Below are 17640 nucleotides of genomic sequence, written 5' to 3'. Positions count from 1 at the left end.
GGTAGAAAAGAGAACAGCTTCTCCTGTTCTCCTACGTTTAGCTATGAAGGCTAATTCTAAAAACTCTTACCACTTACTAACTATCAATGATTAATCAAAATAATGAATCAATGTTTTTTCGGTCAGAATATCTGAGTAGGTGTATGATTCAACGTAAGAATTGTTGATGGCACCTGGAACATCTGAGTTTTCATTGTATTCCACGATGAACAACGATGGGTAAACTTCTGTCAAACGACCGATTTTATTTTTTTCACGTTTGCGACCATTTTCTAGTGTCAATTCAACCAATTGACCTTCATGGGCTTTGATTTCTTCTTTGATTTTTTTCATTTTGGCTACATCTGCAAATGCATCACTCATTTTATTACCATACTCCTTTTAAATGGTTTAATTGCGTTCCTCAAATGGTGCAATACTCGAAAATTTATTGTATTCCTTTTGGAAGATTAGTTTGACTGTTCCACGTGCACCTGAGCGGTTTTTCTCTAGGATAACCTCGATGGTGTTATCCTCAACAGCATCATCTTGCTCTTCCCCTTCACGACGGTAGTAATCATCACGATAAAGGAAAGCCACGATATCAGCATCTTGCTCGATAGAACCAGATTCTCGAATGTCTGACAAAACAGGACGTTTGTCTTGACGTTGCTCAACACCACGAGATAACTGACTCAAGGCAATAACAGGAACTTTTAATTCTTTTGCTAAAATCTTCAATTGACGTGAGATGTCAGAAACCTCTTGTTGTCTGTTTTCAGGACGAGTTCCTGTGATGAGCTGCAGGTAGTCAATGACAATCAAGCCCAGCCCCTCATCAAATTCTTGCGCCAATTTTCTAGCACGCGCCCTGATTTCAGTGATTTTAATCCCTGGTGTGTCGTCAATATAAATAGGTGCCTCGGCTAAAGCACCTTGAGCAATCGTTAGGTTATTCCACTCTTGATCAGTGAGTTGCCCAGTTCTTAGATGGTGTGAATCGACCATGCCTTCTGCTGCTAGCATACGATCGACCAAGCTTTCAGCTCCCATTTCCAAGGAGAAAATAGCAACTGGCTTTTCTTGTTTCGTTCCAACATTTTGAGCGATATTCAAGGCAAAAGCCGTTTTCCCCACCGCAGGACGAGCCGCTAAAATGACCAGTTGATCTGGATGTAAACCTGTTGTAATCTTATCCAAATCACGAAAACCTGTTGGCAAGCCCGTCACCTCGCTAGTCTGATGCGAACGCGCTTCAAGGTTTTCATAATTCACCTTCAAAACCTCTGAAATACGTCGGAAACCACTGCGATTGCTATGCTCATTGATATCAACCAAGGCTTTCTCAGCTCCAGCAATAAGTTCTTCCGAATCAGTCGTTCCATCATAAGCAAGGTTTACAGTTTCTGTCAAGCGTGCGATGATATTACGCAAAGTGGCTTTTTCAGCCACAATCTTTGCATAATATTCCGCATTGGCACTGGTCGGTACACTATTGACCAACTCAACAATGTAGGATAAGCCACCGATATTTTGCAAGTCCCCTTGATTGTCTAAAATCGTCCGAACGGTTGTCGCATCAATGGCTTCATTGCGATCAGAAAGAGCAATCATGGCTTTAAAAATAATCTTATGGGCGTACTTGTAAAAGTCATCTGGGCTCACATACTCACGAACGGTAATCAGTTTGTCTGGAGAAATAAAAATGGAACCTAAAACCGATTGTTCTGCCAGTAAATCTTGTGGCTGAACCCTTAATTCAAGATTCTCCGCCAATGTTTTTCACCTCCCCGTGCCTTTTTCAACAACCGATTACATTTCTTTGATGTTCAATTTGATATCTGCACTGACCTCTTTGTGCAATTTAACAGAAACTTCGATCATGCCAATCGCACGAATTGGGTGGTCTAATGCAATAGCACGTTTGTTAACTTTCAGACCGTATTGTTTTGCCAATTCTTCAACGATTTTTTTAGCTGTGATAGAACCAAAAGTGCGTCCGTCAGGACCAACTTTTTCAGAAAATTGCACGACTGTGCTTTCTTTTTCAAGTTCGACTTTCAAAGCTTTGGCTTCTGCTAAAATTTCAGCTTGCGCTTTTTCTTCTGATTTTTGTTTGCCTTTTAATTCGCCAATGGCTTGGTTTGTTGCTTCTTTAGCAAGGTTCTTTTTAATCAAAAAGTTTTGAGCATAGCCTGTTGGGACTTCTTTGATTTCCCCTTTTTTCCCTTTTCCTTTAACGTCTGCTAGAAAAATAACTTTCATCTTGCAACCTCCATATTTTCTTTTAAATCATTATCAATAACGGTAATCAACGATTGCTCGGCTTGAGCAACCGTAACATCTGACAGTTGACAGGCAGCTAGGGTAAAGTGACCTCCGCCCCCCAATTCTTCCATCATGCGTTGCACATTAATCTTGCTCCGACTGCGGGCTGAAATAGCAACCTTGTCAGGTGCAACTTTTACAATCACAAAAGTGGCTTCAATACCAGCCAAGGATAACATGGTATCTGCAGCTTTACTAGCTGTAACCTTACTGTAAATCGTTCCCTCTTCACCACTTGCAATGATGATATTATCATACAACTTACGCCCTCGAAGAATCAATTCATTTACCAAACGATATTCTTCAAAATCAGTTTGAGAGATGTTTTGAATTTCGACGGTATCGCTACCTTGAGATCTGAGGTAACTAGCCACATCAAAGGTTCGGCTGGTTACGCTAGCTGAAAAATTCTTCGTATCTAACATGATACCAGCCATTAAGATACTAGCTTGAAACTTACTAAGTCGTCTCTTTGAATTCTGAAATTGAATCAGCTCACTCACCAATTCACTCGCGCTGCTTGCACCACTTTCAATGAAAGATAGTATCGCATTCTCTGGGAAATTACTATCTCTGCGGTGATGGTCCACAACAATCACATCTGTAAACTTCTTGTAAAGTCTATCTGACAAGGTCAAATCTACTTTGGAGTGATCCACCATGATTAGAAGGGACTTTTCCGTTACCATGTGAAGAGCCTGATCCACAGTCACCAATTTCGTTCTACCCTCTTCCTGCAGCCGTTTAATGGCACGCTTGATGTCGGGGCTCATCTCGTTGGGATCGTAAACTACGTAAGCCTCTTCGATGATATTGCTGGCAAAAAATTGCATCCCAACAGCAGCTCCAAGAGCGTCCATGTCCAAGTTTTTATGCCCCACTGTAAACACACGGTCAACACCTTTAATGTGATCAGAAATAGCAGTCATCATGGCACGTGTCCGTGTCCGTGTTCGCTTAACTGTTGATACCGAACCACCTCCAAAATAAAGGGGTTTTTTATATTCACCATTTTCGCAAACAACAACTTGGTCACCCCCACGAACAAGGGCCGTATTAAGATTTTGAAGGGCTATTCTACCGATTTGCTCATGGTTATCATCTCCATAAGAAACCCCCATACTCAAGGTCAGAGGCAATTTATACGATTCTTTTACCTGCTTTCGAAAATCTTCTAAGACGGTAAATTTGTCCTCAATTAAACTGCTCAAAACAGCATAATCTGTAAAGAAATAAAAGCGGTCCATATCCACTCGACGGTAAAAGATATTCTTTGTCTTTGTAAAATTCGATATGAAATTAACGATAAAACTATTGATTTGTGACGTTTCGGCATCTGATAAATCATCCGTCACATCATCATAGTTATCAATCGAAATAATCCCAATTACAGGACGCAACAAAGCAGCATCCCCCAACTGGCGATTTCCCATCGAACTGTCAAAAAAGTAAAAAATACCAGACGACGAATCGATATAAGAAGAATACTTGTTACCATTAAGCTCAAAGGTTTGACTGGCATCTCCTTCACGTTTGTTGCTGATAATCTCTTGAATGAGATCTGCCTCAAACTCCCCTTCCTCACTAGTAAAAATCAACTCAGAATAGGGATTAAACCACTCCACCTCTTTGGTTTCTTGGTCAAATTGAACCACACCAACAGGCATTTGTTCCAACAAATTCTTTAAATTGACCTCAGTCTGGTCATTTAATAGCTCAACTTGTTCCAACTCTGAAAACTCATAGCTTTCTTTTTGGTAATACAAAAGCGCAACAAGTGAAAGCACGACCAAAAAACTAGCGAGCAAAATAGGTGTTTGTGTATGAGCAAGCCTAATGCAAATCGCTAAAATACTAAATAAAATGAAGCCTATCATCACCAAATGAATGGTTGCAAATCGAAATCTTTTCATTGAATAACCTCTTAGTATGTTATTATACCATAAAACAGCCCTATTTAGTAGAGCTGTTAGGCTAAGAGATTGAAAAATATAGTCTTAATTTTGTGAGTGTTTATAGCGTTTTTGTTTGCCTTCCAGATATACCATCAAAATAGAAATATCAGCTGGATTCACCCCTGAAATACGACTAGCTTGACCGATGGTTTCTGGATTGATTTTCTTGAATTTTTGACGGGCTTCTGTCGCAATAGAATCAATGTCATCCCAATCAATATTGGCTGGAATGCGTTTTTCTTCCATTCGTTTCATCTTTTCGACTTGGTCGAGAGCTTTATTGATGTAACCTTCATACTTGATTTCAGTTTCTAACAGTTCAATAACTTTGCTATCCAATTCTTCCTCAGCTGGTCCGACAAAGCTTGTGGCAATGTCATAAGTGATTTCAGGACGACGCATGAATTCTTTGGCTGTTAAGGCATCTGTTAAAGGTTTAAATCCTAATGCTTCAATGCGTTCGTTGGTTTCTTTGATAGGTTTTAATTTAACAGTTGACAATCTTGTCAACTCGTTGTCAAATTGACGTTTACGCTCTTGGAAACGTTGGTAACGGTCATAATCTACCAATCCAACACGATGACCGATTTCTGTCAAACGCATATCAGCATTATCATGACGCAAAATCAAGCGGTATTCTGCACGGCTAGTCAACAAACGGTAAGGTTCCAAAGTCCCTTTTGTAACCAAATCATCAATCATAACGCCAATGTAGGCGTCACTGCGTTTCAAAATCAATTCTGGTTTTCCTTGGACTTTCAAGGCAGCATTGATACCAGCTACAATTCCTTGCCCAGCGGCTTCTTCATAACCAGATGTTCCGTTAGTTTGACCTGCTGTAAACAAACCTGAAATGGTCTTTGTTTCAAGGGTTGCACGTAATTGGTGTGGCAAAACAATATCGTACTCAATCGCATAACCCGTGCGCATCATTTCTGCATTTTCAAGACCTTTGATAGAATGCACCAAATCCTTTTGAACATCTTCAGGCAGACTGGTTGACAAGCCTTGAATATACACTTCCTCTGTTTCACGACCTTCTGGTTCTAAGAATAACTGATGGCGTTCTTTATCCGCAAAACGCACAATCTTATCTTCAATAGATGGGCAATAACGAGGTCCCACCCCTTTGACAATTCCTGAGAACATCGGTGCACGATAAAGGTTTTTATTGATAATATCGTGACTGTCTTGGTTGGTGTAGGTCAACCAGCAAGGAATTTGGTCTTTCAGGTAATTTTCATCCTTAGACATAAATGAGAAATGATTTGGGTTCTCATCTCCAGGTTGAATCTCGGTTTCATCGTAATTAATAGAACTTGCCTTCACACGCGGTGGTGTTCCTGTTTTGAAACGTCCAATTTCAAGCCCAAGTTCTTTCAAATTATCCGCCAACCCAACAGAAGCCAAGCTATTATTTGGACCAGATGAATATTTCAACTCTCCTAAAATAATTTCCCCACGAAGAGCAGTTCCTGTTGTGATGATCACAGCCTTAGCTGAAAATTTCTGATTTGTCGCTGTACGCACCCCAACAACTTTGCCATCTTCAACCAAAATTTCCTCAATCATCGATTGACGCAATGTCAAGTTTTCTTGTTGCTCAACGGTATGTTTCATTGTTTGAGAGTAAAGAGCTTTGTCCGCTTGGGCACGAAGGGCACGCACAGCAGGACCTTTACCTGTGTTGAGCATTTTCATCTGAATATAGGTTTTGTCAATATTTCGTCCCATTTCACCGCCAAGAGCGTCAATTTCACGGACGACAATCCCTTTTGCAGAGCCACCAATGGCAGGGTTACATGGCATAAAAGCCAACATCTCTAGGTTAATGGTCGCTAGCAGGGTTTTACACCCCATACGAGCTGATGCCAAACTCGCTTCAACACCAGCATGCCCAGCACCAACAACAATTACATCATAATGTTCAGAAAATTCATGTGTCATGGTTCACCACAATATCACGTAAACATCCTTCAGCAATGTTTACGAAAAGCTTTCCTTTCCAACTAAAATCAAATGACTAAAAACACAAAAAACAGCCAAAGCCTCGAAAATCGCACGTCAAAAAACGTACCATTCTCATGAGCTTTGACCATCATGAATATTGTTATGGTTATTGTATCAAATCAGTTTCAAATGTCAAATATCTTGCTGATTATTTTAACCATTTTGTTAGCAACTTACTTTACAGACTTGTCAACTAAATGTATTGGCAAGCAACGCCATTTTTATAGGCCATATCAATGATACCGCCGCCTAGGCATTCTTCACCGTCATAGAAAACAACGGCTTGGCCTGGTGTGATGGCACGTTGTGGTTCAGCAAAGACAACTTCTGCCTTGTCCCCTTTTACATGAACCGTCACTTTTGAGTCTGGTTGACGGTAACGGAATTTGGCCGTCACTTCCATTGTAAATTCTTCAGGCATTTCACGTGTAAAATGAACGCTTGAAGCGTCAAGGCTAGTTGACATGAGTGATTCATGGTAGAAACCTTGACCAACGTAAAGAATGTTTTGTGACAAATCTTTTCCGACAACAAACCAAGGTTGGTTATCGCCACCTTGTTGTCCACCGATACCAAGGCCGCCACGTTGACCAATAGTATAATACATCAAACCAGCGTGTTCGCCCATATCACGACCATCAACTGTCATCATACAACCTTTTTGCGCTGGCAAATAATGACTAAGGAATTCTTTGAAGTTCTTTTCACCGATAAAACAAATGCCTGTTGAATCTTTTTTCTTGGCTGTGGCAAGTCCTGCACGTTCTGCAATTTTACGAACTTCAGGTTTTTCCAAATGCCCAAGAGGGAACATCACTTTTTGCAATTGTTCTTGTGATAATTGACTCAAGAAGTAAGTTTGGTCTTTGTTATTATCGGCCCCACGTAGCATATGAACAGTACCGTCTTCATCACGAGAAACTTGGGCATAATGTCCAGTTGCTACATAATCAGCTCCAAGCGTCATGGCATAATCAAGAAAGGCCTTAAATTTAATTTCCTTGTTACACATCACGTCTGGATTTGGTGTGCGTCCTGCTCGGTATTCTGCTAAGAAATACTCGAAAACGCGATCCCAATACTCTTTTTCAAAGTTTACAGAGTAGTAAGGAATGCCGATTTGGTCAGCAACAGCTGCTACGTCTTTGTAATCTTCGGTTGCCGTACAGACACCGAATTCGTCTGTGTCGTCCCAGTTTTTCATGAAAACACCAATAACATCATAACCTTGCTCTTTTAAAAGCAAAGCTGTCACTGACGAATCAACGCCTCCACTCATACCGACAACAACACGTGTTTTTGAATTATCTGTCATGATAATCCTCCCATCAAGATATTTTTTTCCAACATAGGCTTGAAGGGCCCAGTTTTTCAAAAATCGATTTGAAGGTCGATTTTGAATGCGTGAAACCACGCAACTTCTATTATACCATGAAATAGTATTTCTGTAAGTCTTTTACCCTTAATGACAAAGCTTTTCTCTTTTAACATCGTTTACCCTTTTTCATTCCTCTGTTATAATAAGAAAGCATAGATTAACAAAGGAGTTCGCATGAAAAACCTTAAATTCCAATCTGTATTTGATATTATTGGTCCTGTGATGATTGGTCCTTCAAGTAGCCACACGGCTGGGGCTGTTCGTATTGGAAAAGTCGTCAACTCGATTTTTGGAGAAATTCCTGACACAGTGACCTTTCATCTGTACAATTCATTTGCCAAAACCTACCGTGGACACGGAACAGATAAAGCTTTAGTAGCAGGTATTCTTGGAATGGATACCGACAATCCTGACATTAAAAACTCACTAGAGATTGCGCATCAAAAAGGTATCCGCATTTATTGGGATATTCTCAAAGATAGCAATGCGCCACACCCCAACACAGCGAAAATCACTGTGGAAAAAGGCGATAAAACCATGAGTATTACGGGTGTATCCATCGGCGGAGGAAATATCGAGGTCACCGAGCTAAATGGTTTTTCGGTATCTCTGAAGATGAACACACCAACCTTGATTATTGTTCACCAAGACATTCCTGGAATGATTGCCAAGGTTACCGATATTCTCTCAGCCTATCATATCAATATTGCTCAAATGAACGTGACGCGTGAAAGTGCGGGAGAAAAAGCTATTATGATTATTGAAGTGGACTCACGCGACTGTCATGAAGCCGTTGAGAAGATTCAACAAATTCCACATTTACACAATGTTAATTTCTTTGATTAAAAAGGAGAGGTATGTTTTATTCTATAAAAGAACTGGTCGAACAAGCTAACAGTCGTTTCGACGGTCATATTGCCGAATTGATGATTGCTACGGAAATGGAATTGAGCGGTCGCAGTCGTGACGAAATTTTGCATATCATGACACGCAACCTCGAAGTCATGAAACAATCTGTCATCGACGGCTTAACGCCAAGCAAATCCATCAGCGGATTAACTGGGGGAGATGCCGTCAAAATGGACGCCTATCTCAAATCTGGTAAAACCCTATCTGACACCACTGTTCTGACAGCCGTTCGCAATGCCATTGCCGTTAATGAACTGAATGCCAAAATGGGACTGGTTTGTGCCACACCGACTGCGGGGTCTGCTGGTTGTTTACCAGCTGTTTTAACAACAGCGATTGACAAACTCAATCTTTCTGAAAAAGAGCAGCTAGACTTCTTGTTTACGGCTGGAGCTTTTGGCCTTGTTATTGGAAATAACGCTTCTATTTCAGGTGCCGAAGGAGGGTGTCAAGCGGAAGTTGGCTCTGCCTCTGCCATGAGTGCGGCTGCCTTGGTTCAAGCTGCTGGTGGTTCTGCCTTTCAAGCCAGCCAAGCGGTTGCCTTTGTCATTAAGAATATGCTTGGGCTTATTTGTGACCCTGTTGCTGGTCTGGTAGAGGTTCCTTGTGTCAAACGTAATGCTCTAGGTTCTAGTTTTGCCCTCGTTGCCGCTGATATGGCCTTGGCTGGTATCGAATCACAAATTCCAGTGGATGAAGTTGTCGATGCCATGTATCAAGTTGGTTCAAGCCTACCGACAGCTTTCCGTGAAACTGCAGAAGGCGGTCTAGCAGCCACACCAACTGGACGACGCTTACAAGCTCAGATTTTTGGGGATTAAGTTAGATATTTTAGTATTTCGATACCAAAACATCTAACTTGACATAGTTGTCAATACAAAGTTGACACAGTTTACAAAGGAGTAAATATGACATCTGTTTTATTCGACCTCGATGGAACATTGGTAAATTCTAGTCCTGGCATTCTTGCTGCCTTTCATTTTGCTTTTGAACGATTACAACTTCCTTTACTAACAGATAAAGAATTGTCAACATTTATTGGTCCACCTTTGGAAGTCACTTTTGCCCAATATTTCACAGAAAAAGATGATATTGACCGTGCCATACAAACGTTTCGTGAGTACTATAATCAAAAAGGTGTCCACCAAGTTTCACTTTATCCTGGGATTGCTGACTTGTTGGAGGAATTAAATCGCCTAGGCTACTCTTTATACGTCACAACCAGTAAGCATGAACCCATGGCCCAACTCATGTTGACAGAACTTGGCATTATGAAGTATTTCAAACAAGTTTATGGCTCTACGCCTGAACATTTTCATAAAGCTGATGTGATTGCAACCTGCCTCAAAGACCACCAACTCCCACTTGATACAACGGCTATTATCGGGGATACCAAATTTGATATGATTGGTGGAAAAGAAACAGGTATCCGTACTATTGGGGTAACTTGGGGCTTTGGTAGTAGCGAGAGTTTGAAAGAACATGATGCAGAAACCATCTGCCAAACGCCACAAGATGTGCCAAAAGCTCTTCAAGATTTACAATAATAGTTAAAAGCAACCTTTTCTTAGGTTGCTTTTTTGTAACATTATCAATAGCAAAAAAAGAAGGTTGCAATAACCTTCTTTTTGATTTATCTATGATACTTATCTTAGTACCAACCGTTAGCATTCCAGAAAGCCAAGGCTGCTGACCATGAACCGTAGCGGCTTGCTACATAAGCGTCTGCAACGCGTTCTTGGTTTTCAGGTGAAAGGTCACCGTTAAGATAAGATGAAGTCAATTGGTAACGACCATAGTATTGTCCGTTTTGTGCTGTGTAGCTACCGCTTGATTCACGTTGTGCGATTGTTTCTTTCGCTGCTGCATCTGATGAGCTAAGTGATGATGAGTAGCTTGAAGTTGTTGTAGTTGCTGCAGGTGCAGATGCTTCAACAGCAGGTGTTTCGCTAGCTGTTTGTGCAGGCGCTGCTGCTGCGTCCAATTCAATTGTTTGACCAACAGTGATGAAGTGGATATCAGAAATACCGTTTACTGATGCCAAGTAGTCAACTGTTGTGTTGTGTGCTGAGGCAATCTTAGAAAGAGTATCTCCTGATTGAACAGTATAAGAATCAGCTTTAGCTACTGATGGGGCCAATAAAGCCGCTGCGAATGCTGCACCAGCAACTCCTAACTTAACTGATTTAGATTTTGTTTTTAAAATATTGTTTTGCATTATATGCTCCTTTTGATTTCTAACTTAGTACAGGATATATAATACAGGGTTTATATTACCTCCGTTTTAGTCTTTTGTTAAGAATGTTACAAAAAGATTGATATAACATAAAGAAAACGCATTCAAAAACAGGTTTTAGCTTTACTTAAGGAAAAATAGCTAGTTATAAAATTGATGAAAAGAATGGGCTCTTTGATACTTCTATTCTTATTGGTAAGTCTGTAGTTATTGGTGATGACGTTCAAAGAGACGTGATTATAAAAGATACTTCTATTGTGTTCAGTCTTGCAACGGGTGACCCGATTAGGATAGAGGATAAAGGAAAAAGACCATATACCACGCGCTTAAAAATGACCGTTGTGCAGTCATCTAACGGTTTTCCAAGAATGAACGCAGATAAAAACGCCATTGATAGACGTTTTAGAGTGCTGTCATTTAGCGAACTAAAAGGGAAACCAGATAAGAGAATTAAGAATAACTATATTAATCGCCCCGAAGTGTTAGAATACCTTGTCAAGCTTGCCATTGAAACACCATTTAAAGACATTGAGCCCCAAAGGTCAATAGATTTTCTTAACGAAGAATACAAAGAAATGAACCCAGTGGCGGACTTTGTAGATAGATTTTTCAATGATGACGTTATTCAATGCAAGTATGTACCTAATGGATATGTTTTTGAATGCTTTAAAGCTTATTGCAAGCAACACCAAAACATGAAATACTTTTTGAACGAAGTCGCCTTACATAAACAGATAAAAACATTGTTACCTAAGTCCTTTAGACCAAAAGAGGTAACTATCCCCAAAGGGAAAAAATTTCATAATGATTTTAACCCTAAGTTGGTTTTAAACCCTTGGCATTTTGGGGAGTATTACAATGGTAGAGAGCACGAAAAAAACCGAAAGAAAAGTAAAAAAGAGCGCGGGTATGGAAGGGGTTAATTTTAGCACGGTTCTAGCACAGGTTTAGTACAGTATAAAAAATTAAAAAGCCTTTAATATCGATACTTTAGTACACTTAGCACAGTTAGTACACTAAAAAATAATATTAATACATAAAAATAAAATAAATAAAAAAAGTATGCGGGAAAAACTTTTTGAAAAAAAGTGTGTTTTTCGTGCTAACCGTGCTAAACCCTTGATACATCAGCGTTTATTTTTTAGTACAGTAGTTTTACAAGTGGGCTAACCGTGCTAAAAATACTAAAAAAGAATAAATACAAACAGAAAGGACAAAAACAAATGAAAATCAAACTATTCAAACATGAGGTAATCTCTGAGGGTTTTTACAGCAATGGCATAGCAAAATCTAGAAGAGAAAATAATGAGGAACTAGAAGTCAGAGTAAATGAGTTCATGGCTGACAAGAAAGTGAGCAGTGTACAAGCTTATGGTGATAATATCATGGTTACATATGAGGAGGTAAGCAACGGTTGACAAGGGCATACACGATAAATTTACAAAAATTGAACTGCCAACCTTATACAAAGTACCGCCCAAACGAGACTACGGGCGGTATTTTTGTATCTTGGCAAGAAAGGAGGAACTACCCCACCGGGGCCTGATGAAAAGTCAGGCCCCTTTTTTCATGCCCAAAATCAGGAGGTAAACGTGTATGCCAGATGATAAAACCACAAAAGCCCCGGAGACGGCAACGCCGGACACCGGGCCGGACAAGCCCCCGGAACAGGCTCCCGTCAAGGAACCTGTGAAAGCTGAACCGCTCACCCCGGAACAGAAGCCTCCGGAGCAGGCCGCAGACAAATCCACCCCACCAAAGGGGAAGGTGGCTTCCACTCCCGAGAAAGCAGGTGCAGAGAAAGGCCCAAATGTTTCCATCTACAACTTTTCGGAAATTATGGCCGAGAAAAAGGCGGCGGAAAAAGGAAAAACGCCGGATAAGTCGGCCCCTGTCCTGGATAAGGGAAAGGAACCCGAAAATCCAGATAAGGCTGTAAAGAAGGAGCCTGACAAAACAGCGGAGCCGCCGAAGCGCAGGGGCCGTCCTCCGAAGGAGGCACAAGCGAAAGCTCCGGCAGACAAGAAAAAGGCCGCTCCGGCAAAAGAGCCTGCGGACAAGAAGAAAACTTCCATCTGAAAGGAACCGGCGGACAAGACCGCCGTGGGCAAGGAAAAAGCCCCGAAAGCTGCCGCTCCGAAAAAGGCAACGGACAAGGGCTCTGCCACTGTGAAGCCTCCGGCCCCGGAACAGCCGAAGCCACAGGAGCCGCCCAAAGAGGCGCCCCGCCGTGGGGAGGAACAGATCGTCTATATCAAACTGAACGAACTCCACGCTTTTAAGAACCACCCGTTCCAGGTTCGGGATGATGAGGAAATGCGGGTGATGGTGTCAAGCGTCAAGGACAAGGGTGTCACCCAGCCCGCTATTGTCCGTCCACGGGAGGATGGCGGCTATGAAATTGTCTCCGGCCACCGACGCCAGAAGGCCAGCAAACTTGCTGGGTATACCGATATGCCCTGTATCGTCCGCAACCTGACGGACGACGAGGCCATCACGCAAATGGTTGAGGGCAACTTAAACCAGCGTGAAGAAATCCTTCCCAGTGAGCGGGCAAAGGCGCTGAAAATGCAGCTTGAAGCCATCAAGCACTAGGGTTCCCGCACTTCGAGCCAGATTGACCCGAAGGACGCGGGCAAACGCTCCAATGAGATAGTGGCCGAAAGGAACAAGATGGCGGTCAAGCAAGTACAGTGGTATATCCGGCTCAATGAGCTTGTCCCTGACCTGATGGCTCTCATGGACGCAAAGAAGCTGGGTTTCACGACTGCCGTGGAGCTCTCCTATATCAGCAAGAAGAACCAGAACTATATCGCCGTTGCCATCGACAGCCAACAGTCCTCCCCGTCCCAGGCGCAGGCAAAGAAGAAAGAAATGGAGCGTTGAGGGTATGAGAAATAAGGAGCAAAGCGACGCGATCACTTCGGGCCAATATGGCCCGAAGCTACCGGGTTTGGGGCGGACCCCAACAAGCGGCGTTTGTGGTCTGTGGCCATAAAGGCATTGCTTGCCATTTAGCGACTCTGCCCCAATATTGCATATTTTGAAAATTTTGGCGACAAAAACCTCTTGACAATCTGGTATTAAGTGCATACAATAGTCATATCAAAATAATTTGATGTGAGGTGAAAACATGGGAACAGAATATCAGGAGCAAGCGAAAGTGTTTAAGGCACTTTGTGAACCAAAACGCCTTGCAATTCTGGAACAGTTGAGAGGCGGCGAAAAATGTGCCTGCGTTTTACAGGAGCCGTTAGACTTAACTCAGTCTGGCCTCTCCTATCACATGAAAATTCTCTGTGACTCCGGTATTGTTGTCAGTCGGCAAGAGGGAAAATGGACACACTACTGTTTGAGTTCTTCTGGCAGAGACAAGGCGGTTGAATTGCTGAAAAAATTAACAACTCCTGATAATGAATAAAAGACAAACTGTCCCTATTGCGGATAGAAAACGCCATCTAAATACGGATGGTGTTTCTTTTGGGAAAATACATCAAAAAATTTTGATACATTTTTCAACAAATAGAAAGTGAGGTTTTTATATGGGCGTATGGGAATTTATTCAAGACCAGGTGCTCGGCATGAAATGGCTCAATCAACTCATCGGAATGGGGCTATCGGCGCTGGGGTTAGACGTCAATGGACGTGTAGGCGGCAGCGTTCATTTTTTCATCTATGATGTCCTGAAAATTACAGTTCTGCTTTGTGTATTGATTTTTGCTATCTCATATATTCAGAGTTACTTCCCTCCAGAACGAAGCAAACGTATTTTAGGACAATTTCATGGAATTTGGGCAAATATAATTTCTGCCCTGCTGGGAACAGTAACACCATTTTGTTCCTGCTCGTCTATTCCGTTGTTCATCGGGTTTATCAGTGCCGGACTTCCGCTGGGAGTGACATTTTCGTTTCTTATTTCTTCCCCGATGGTTGATCTCGGAAGTCTTGTGCTGCTTATGAGTATTTTTGGTGCAAGAGTAGCGATTGTTTATGTGGTGCTCGGGCTTGTCATTGCAGTGATCGGCGGCTCACTCATTGAGAAACTACACATGGAAAAGCATATTGAAAGTTTTGTTCTTACGGCAGGGAGCGTAGACATTGACTCTCCTAATTTGACAATACGTGAGCGTTTAACCTATGCAAAAGAGCAGATGTTTGATACATTTAAGAAAGTGTTTCCTTACATTTTAGTTGGTGTTGGTATCGGTGCTCTTATTCATAACTGGATACCGGAAAGCTGGATAGAAGCAGTGCTTGGCAGTAACAATCCCTTTGGTGTTATTCTCGCAACTATCGTGGGTATTCCCATGTATGCGGATATTTTTGGAACAATTCCTGTTGCGGAAGCGTTACTTGCTAAAGGAGCACAACTTGGGACAGTGCTGTCATTCATGATGGCCGTTACCACTTTGTCTTTGCCTTCCCTCATCATGCTCCGTAAAGCCGTTAAGCCTAAATTACTGGCTTTATTTATTTCAATCTGTGCGATTGGTATTATAATCGTCGGTTATCTGTTCAATGCGTTACAATTTATTTTAGTATAATTTAAGGAAGTTTTATTATGGGACTGTTTGGTAAGAAGAAAGAAGAACAAAAAAGCTGTTGCTGTGGGAGTGGCTGTACGCCTGAGAAGATGGCGCAGGCAGAAGCCACAAAAGGAACTGTCGGCGTTAAAGTGCTGGGATCTGGCTGTGCTAAATGCCATGCGTTAGAAGAAGCCACTCATGCGGCACTGGAGGAATTGAACATGGACACAACCATAGACCATGTGACAGATTTTTCTCAGATTGCCGCTTACGGAGTTATGACCACGCCAGCTCTTGTCGTAGACGGCAAAGTCGTTTCTTATGGCAAGGTGTTAAAGAAAGACGAAGCTAAAGCACTCATTCAAAAGGTCAGAGGTTAACAGATGAAAGCAAAACCAAAAGTAGCATTTATCTGTGTTCATAATTCTTGCAGAAGCCAGATTGCCGAAGCTCTTGGAAAATATTATGCTTCTGATGTATTTGAAAGCTATTCCGCAGGAACTGAAACAAAACCAGAAATCAATCAGGATGCTGTACGCATTATGAAACAGCTCTATGGTATTGATATGGAAAAAACACAGCGAAGCAAACTCTTATCGGATATTCCTCCGGTAGATGTTGTGATTACAATGGGATGTAATGTGAATTGCCCATATTTACCTTGCAAATATAGAGAAGATTGGGGCCTGGATGACCCCACCGGAAACACTGATGAAGTATTTATTGAAGTGATTAAAAACATTGAGAAAAAAATATTCAAACTGAAGGAGCAACTCAATGACGTAAGGTAATAGTAAGGAGCTGTGTCTATGTGGCGATCCCCCTTTTGAACCGCCTCCCCCGGGAGGAATACCACCGAATAAAATACCGCCCCATTTTTTCTCGACGTTTTTCTCCAGCGTTTGCTGTCAAAGTATAGCCAACGCCGGAGAAAGCCGTCGAGATTTTTATGCTCTTTTTTCTGTTTTTGGGAATGATGGGCATGAAAATATAAAATTCTTTTATTTTTCTGGGAAATATAAAAACTTCGGGTCATATTGGCTCGAAGTCATTACCAGATGTCGCTCACCTCCCCCTCCCGTTTCGGTCACTCGTTCACTCAACACCGAAACGGAGGTTTCTATGACTACGATCAATCTGCGGGACTATTACCCGTTTTATACATCCGATTGTTTTATTGAAGTTTCTGAAGAAATTGCCGCTATGTTCCGGGAGGCTGACCGTAAAGAAGCCGCTTACAGGCTACGTACATACCGGCACAAAGCCTATTATTCTCTTGATCGTGGAGATGGGATTGAACACGAGGCAATTTTCTTTGCCCTGTCTCCCAATGAGATTTATGAACGCAAAGTTTCCATGAAGGAACTCCATGCGGCTATGTCCTCTCTGCCGAATAAACAGGCAAAGCGCATTTATGCTCATTTCATTCTTGGTATGAGTGTAACTGATATTGCCCGGGCAGAAGGAGTTGCTAAAAGCCGGGTATCTGATAGTATCCGGCGGGGACTTCGGAACATGGAAAAAATCTTGAAGAACAAGCTGTAATGCCGGAATAAATATCAGAAAAGTGAAATGGCTTATGAGAACATTTCCTTTCCATAATTTGGTAAATGAGAGTTTAGTCTTGACTTATAGTGACTTTACTGTTAAAGTAATGAATGTAAATAAGATTTGGGGTTTAAGTAATAAGTAGTATCTTTTTGTTTTTCCTCTTGAATATTTTTACAAATTTATATAAAAAAGAGGTAACTCAATGGTACAAGGTACAGTAAAATGGTTTGATGCGGATAAAGGTTTTGGCTTTATCTCTCAAGAAAATGGGGCTGATCTGTTCGCACACTTTTCTAAAATTAAATCTAATGGTTTTAAATCTTTAGAGGACGGTCAGAAAGTTCAATTTGACGTTGAACAAGAAGAACGCGGACTTCAAGCAGTCAATATTATTAAAATTTCTTAACGTTTAAGGGGAGCTATTTTGATAGCTTCTTTTTTATTCGGAAATACCCTTAAATTTTTATCGGGATATATTGTTGTTCGGATATAACAACGCTGCCCTCTTTTGCGCGTGATTTTCCCTTTTTAAAATATTCAGCACGTCCGAGAACCCTTCTAAAATCCCCTGTATGGCGTTTTAATACTCGGAAATATAATTATATTATACAAGTGTTTAAATGACCCCCGCCCCCCCTTCTCGTGCCAAGGAGAGCCACCACAAGGTGTTCGCTTGTACCACGCGCCAATTTTTCAGATTTTTAAGGGGTGTCATATAACCTCAAAAAACCTCATTTTGATTGTATTTTGTTTACCAGTTAACTTTCT

The 17640-nt window shown here is 41.5% G+C and carries 21 protein-coding genes; 14 read left to right on the top strand and 7 right to left on the bottom strand.

The features are described from left to right. Positions 1-90: 90 nt before the first annotated feature. The 6 genes from B3R79_RS05560 to mnmA all read right to left on the bottom strand — a co-directional run bounded on the left by B3R79_RS05560 (position 91) and on the right by mnmA (position 7587). A complete protein-coding gene (locus B3R79_RS05560) occupies positions 91-363 on the bottom strand; it encodes a Veg family protein (protein WP_154455094.1) in 273 nt (90 codons plus the stop codon). Positions 364-390: 27 nt separating this feature from the next. Continuing rightward, positions 391-1755: a replicative DNA helicase gene (gene dnaB / locus B3R79_RS05555; RefSeq protein WP_154455093.1), complete on the bottom strand. Its 1365-nt coding sequence runs from the start codon at positions 1753-1755 to the stop codon at positions 391-393. 36 nt (positions 1756-1791) lie between these two features. Continuing rightward, positions 1792-2244, bottom strand: a complete 453-nt coding sequence (rplI, locus tag B3R79_RS05550; protein WP_293695447.1) for a 50S ribosomal protein L9 — start codon at positions 2242-2244, stop codon at positions 1792-1794. Beyond that, positions 2241-4220: a DHH family phosphoesterase gene (locus tag B3R79_RS05545; protein ID WP_293695445.1), complete on the bottom strand. Its 1980-nt coding sequence runs from the start codon at positions 4218-4220 to the stop codon at positions 2241-2243. Before B3R79_RS05545 ends, rplI begins: the two co-directional genes overlap by 4 nt. Positions 4221-4304: 84 nt before the next feature. Then, the gene (gene mnmG / locus B3R79_RS05540) at positions 4305-6209 is read right to left on the bottom strand and encodes a tRNA uridine-5-carboxymethylaminomethyl(34) synthesis enzyme MnmG (RefSeq protein WP_168261383.1); all 1905 of its coding nucleotides are present in this window, start codon (positions 6207-6209) and stop codon (positions 4305-4307) included. A 256-nt stretch (positions 6210-6465) separates the two neighbouring features. Beyond that, positions 6466-7587, bottom strand: a complete 1122-nt coding sequence (mnmA, locus tag B3R79_RS05535) for a tRNA 2-thiouridine(34) synthase MnmA (RefSeq protein WP_154455089.1) — start codon at positions 7585-7587, stop codon at positions 6466-6468. Between the two features lie 237 nt (positions 7588-7824). On the opposite strand from mnmA, the gene sdaAB reads away from it, so the two are divergent. The 3 genes from sdaAB (at position 7825) to B3R79_RS05520 (ending at position 10106) form a co-directional block, all read left to right on the top strand. Further along, positions 7825-8496 carry an L-serine ammonia-lyase, iron-sulfur-dependent subunit beta gene (gene sdaAB / locus B3R79_RS05530; RefSeq protein ID WP_154455088.1) on the top strand — a complete coding sequence of 224 codons (672 nt, stop codon included), beginning with the start codon at positions 7825-7827 and terminating at the stop codon, positions 8494-8496. 11 nt (positions 8497-8507) lie between these two features. Then, positions 8508-9380: an L-serine ammonia-lyase, iron-sulfur-dependent, subunit alpha gene (sdaAA, locus tag B3R79_RS05525; protein WP_154455087.1), complete on the top strand. Its 873-nt coding sequence runs from the start codon at positions 8508-8510 to the stop codon at positions 9378-9380. Positions 9381-9467: 87 nt separating this feature from the next. Beyond that, the gene (locus B3R79_RS05520) at positions 9468-10106 is read left to right on the top strand and encodes an HAD hydrolase-like protein (protein ID WP_154455086.1); all 639 of its coding nucleotides are present in this window, start codon (positions 9468-9470) and stop codon (positions 10104-10106) included. Between the two features lie 104 nt (positions 10107-10210). Here the strand turns inward: B3R79_RS05520 and B3R79_RS05515 are convergent, their stop codons facing one another. Beyond that, entirely contained in the window at positions 10211-10777 is a 567-nt protein-coding gene (locus B3R79_RS05515; protein WP_154455085.1) for a LysM peptidoglycan-binding domain-containing protein, read from the bottom strand. A gap of 155 nt (positions 10778-10932) precedes the next feature. On the opposite strand from B3R79_RS05515, the gene B3R79_RS05510 reads away from it, so the two are divergent. The 11 genes from B3R79_RS05510 to B3R79_RS05460 all read left to right on the top strand — a co-directional run bounded on the left by B3R79_RS05510 (position 10933) and on the right by B3R79_RS05460 (position 17278). Next, positions 10933-11718: a phage/plasmid primase, P4 family gene (locus B3R79_RS05510; protein ID WP_349677282.1), complete on the top strand. Its 786-nt coding sequence runs from the start codon at positions 10933-10935 to the stop codon at positions 11716-11718. 300 nt (positions 11719-12018) lie between these two features. Next, positions 12019-12213: a hypothetical protein gene (locus B3R79_RS05505; RefSeq protein ID WP_168261382.1), complete on the top strand. Its 195-nt coding sequence runs from the start codon at positions 12019-12021 to the stop codon at positions 12211-12213. 178 nt (positions 12214-12391) lie between these two features. Further along, entirely contained in the window at positions 12392-12874 is a 483-nt protein-coding gene (locus B3R79_RS05500) for a hypothetical protein (protein WP_293695441.1), read from the top strand. 24 nt (positions 12875-12898) lie between these two features. Continuing rightward, on the top strand, positions 12899-13390 hold the full coding sequence (locus tag B3R79_RS05495; RefSeq protein ID WP_293695438.1) for a ParB/RepB/Spo0J family partition protein: 492 nt from the start codon (positions 12899-12901) through the stop codon (positions 13388-13390). 78 nt (positions 13391-13468) lie between these two features. Further along, positions 13469-13681, top strand: coding sequence for a hypothetical protein (locus B3R79_RS05490; protein WP_293695435.1), 213 nt, complete (start codon positions 13469-13471; stop codon positions 13679-13681). 247 nt (positions 13682-13928) lie between these two features. Beyond that, positions 13929-14216 carry an ArsR/SmtB family transcription factor gene (locus B3R79_RS05485; protein WP_293695432.1) on the top strand — a complete coding sequence of 96 codons (288 nt, stop codon included), beginning with the start codon at positions 13929-13931 and terminating at the stop codon, positions 14214-14216. A 121-nt stretch (positions 14217-14337) separates the two neighbouring features. Beyond that, entirely contained in the window at positions 14338-15339 is a 1002-nt protein-coding gene (locus tag B3R79_RS05480) for a permease (protein WP_293695429.1), read from the top strand. Between the two features lie 17 nt (positions 15340-15356). Then, complete coding sequence (locus B3R79_RS05475) at positions 15357-15701, top strand: thioredoxin family protein (protein ID WP_168261379.1); 345 nt, start codon at positions 15357-15359, stop codon at positions 15699-15701. Positions 15702-15704: 3 nt separating this feature from the next. Further along, positions 15705-16112 carry an arsenate reductase ArsC gene (locus tag B3R79_RS05470; RefSeq protein WP_168261378.1) on the top strand — a complete coding sequence of 136 codons (408 nt, stop codon included), beginning with the start codon at positions 15705-15707 and terminating at the stop codon, positions 16110-16112. A gap of 331 nt (positions 16113-16443) precedes the next feature. After that, a complete protein-coding gene (locus tag B3R79_RS05465; RefSeq protein WP_293695422.1) occupies positions 16444-16866 on the top strand; it encodes a sigma factor-like helix-turn-helix DNA-binding protein in 423 nt (140 codons plus the stop codon). Between the two features lie 208 nt (positions 16867-17074). After that, positions 17075-17278, top strand: coding sequence for a cold-shock protein (locus tag B3R79_RS05460; protein ID WP_293695419.1), 204 nt, complete (start codon positions 17075-17077; stop codon positions 17276-17278). Positions 17279-17640 lie beyond the last annotated feature (362 nt).

This window comes from Streptococcus sp. UBA3373, from assembly GCF_002360305.1.
In the GTDB taxonomy this organism is placed as follows: domain Bacteria; phylum Bacillota; class Bacilli; order Lactobacillales; family Streptococcaceae; genus Streptococcus; species Streptococcus alactolyticus.
This window is presented reverse-complemented; position numbering and strand designations above follow the sequence as displayed.

Bases quoted from the DNA above. Each gene is read 5' to 3' on its own strand.
- B3R79_RS05560 (WP_154455094.1), bottom strand. From the start codon at position 363: ATGAGTGATGCATTTGCAGATGTAGCCAAAATGAAAAAAATCAAAGAA.
- rplI (WP_293695447.1), bottom strand. From the start codon at position 2,244: ATGAAAGTTATTTTTCTAGCAGACGTTAAAGGAAAAGGGAAAAAAGGG.
- B3R79_RS05545 (WP_293695445.1), bottom strand. From the start codon at position 4,220: ATGAAAAGATTTCGATTTGCAACCATTCATTTGGTGATGATAGGCTTC.
- mnmG (WP_168261383.1), bottom strand. From the start codon at position 6,209: ATGACACATGAATTTTCTGAACATTATGATGTAATTGTTGTTGGTGCT.
- mnmA (WP_154455089.1), bottom strand. From the start codon at position 7,587: ATGACAGATAATTCAAAAACACGTGTTGTTGTCGGTATGAGTGGAGGC.
- sdaAB (WP_154455088.1), top strand. From the start codon at position 7,825: ATGAAAAACCTTAAATTCCAATCTGTATTTGATATTATTGGTCCTGTG.
- sdaAA (WP_154455087.1), top strand. From the start codon at position 8,508: ATGTTTTATTCTATAAAAGAACTGGTCGAACAAGCTAACAGTCGTTTC.
- B3R79_RS05520 (WP_154455086.1), top strand. From the start codon at position 9,468: ATGACATCTGTTTTATTCGACCTCGATGGAACATTGGTAAATTCTAGT.
- B3R79_RS05515 (WP_154455085.1), bottom strand. From the start codon at position 10,777: ATGCAAAACAATATTTTAAAAACAAAATCTAAATCAGTTAAGTTAGGA.
- B3R79_RS05505 (WP_168261382.1), top strand. From the start codon at position 12,019: ATGAAAATCAAACTATTCAAACATGAGGTAATCTCTGAGGGTTTTTAC.
- B3R79_RS05500 (WP_293695441.1), top strand. From the start codon at position 12,392: ATGCCAGATGATAAAACCACAAAAGCCCCGGAGACGGCAACGCCGGAC.
- B3R79_RS05490 (WP_293695435.1), top strand. From the start codon at position 13,469: ATGGCGGTCAAGCAAGTACAGTGGTATATCCGGCTCAATGAGCTTGTC.
- B3R79_RS05485 (WP_293695432.1), top strand. From the start codon at position 13,929: ATGGGAACAGAATATCAGGAGCAAGCGAAAGTGTTTAAGGCACTTTGT.
- B3R79_RS05480 (WP_293695429.1), top strand. From the start codon at position 14,338: ATGGGCGTATGGGAATTTATTCAAGACCAGGTGCTCGGCATGAAATGG.
- B3R79_RS05475 (WP_168261379.1), top strand. From the start codon at position 15,357: ATGGGACTGTTTGGTAAGAAGAAAGAAGAACAAAAAAGCTGTTGCTGT.
- B3R79_RS05470 (WP_168261378.1), top strand. From the start codon at position 15,705: ATGAAAGCAAAACCAAAAGTAGCATTTATCTGTGTTCATAATTCTTGC.
- B3R79_RS05465 (WP_293695422.1), top strand. From the start codon at position 16,444: ATGACTACGATCAATCTGCGGGACTATTACCCGTTTTATACATCCGAT.
- B3R79_RS05460 (WP_293695419.1), top strand. From the start codon at position 17,075: ATGGTACAAGGTACAGTAAAATGGTTTGATGCGGATAAAGGTTTTGGC.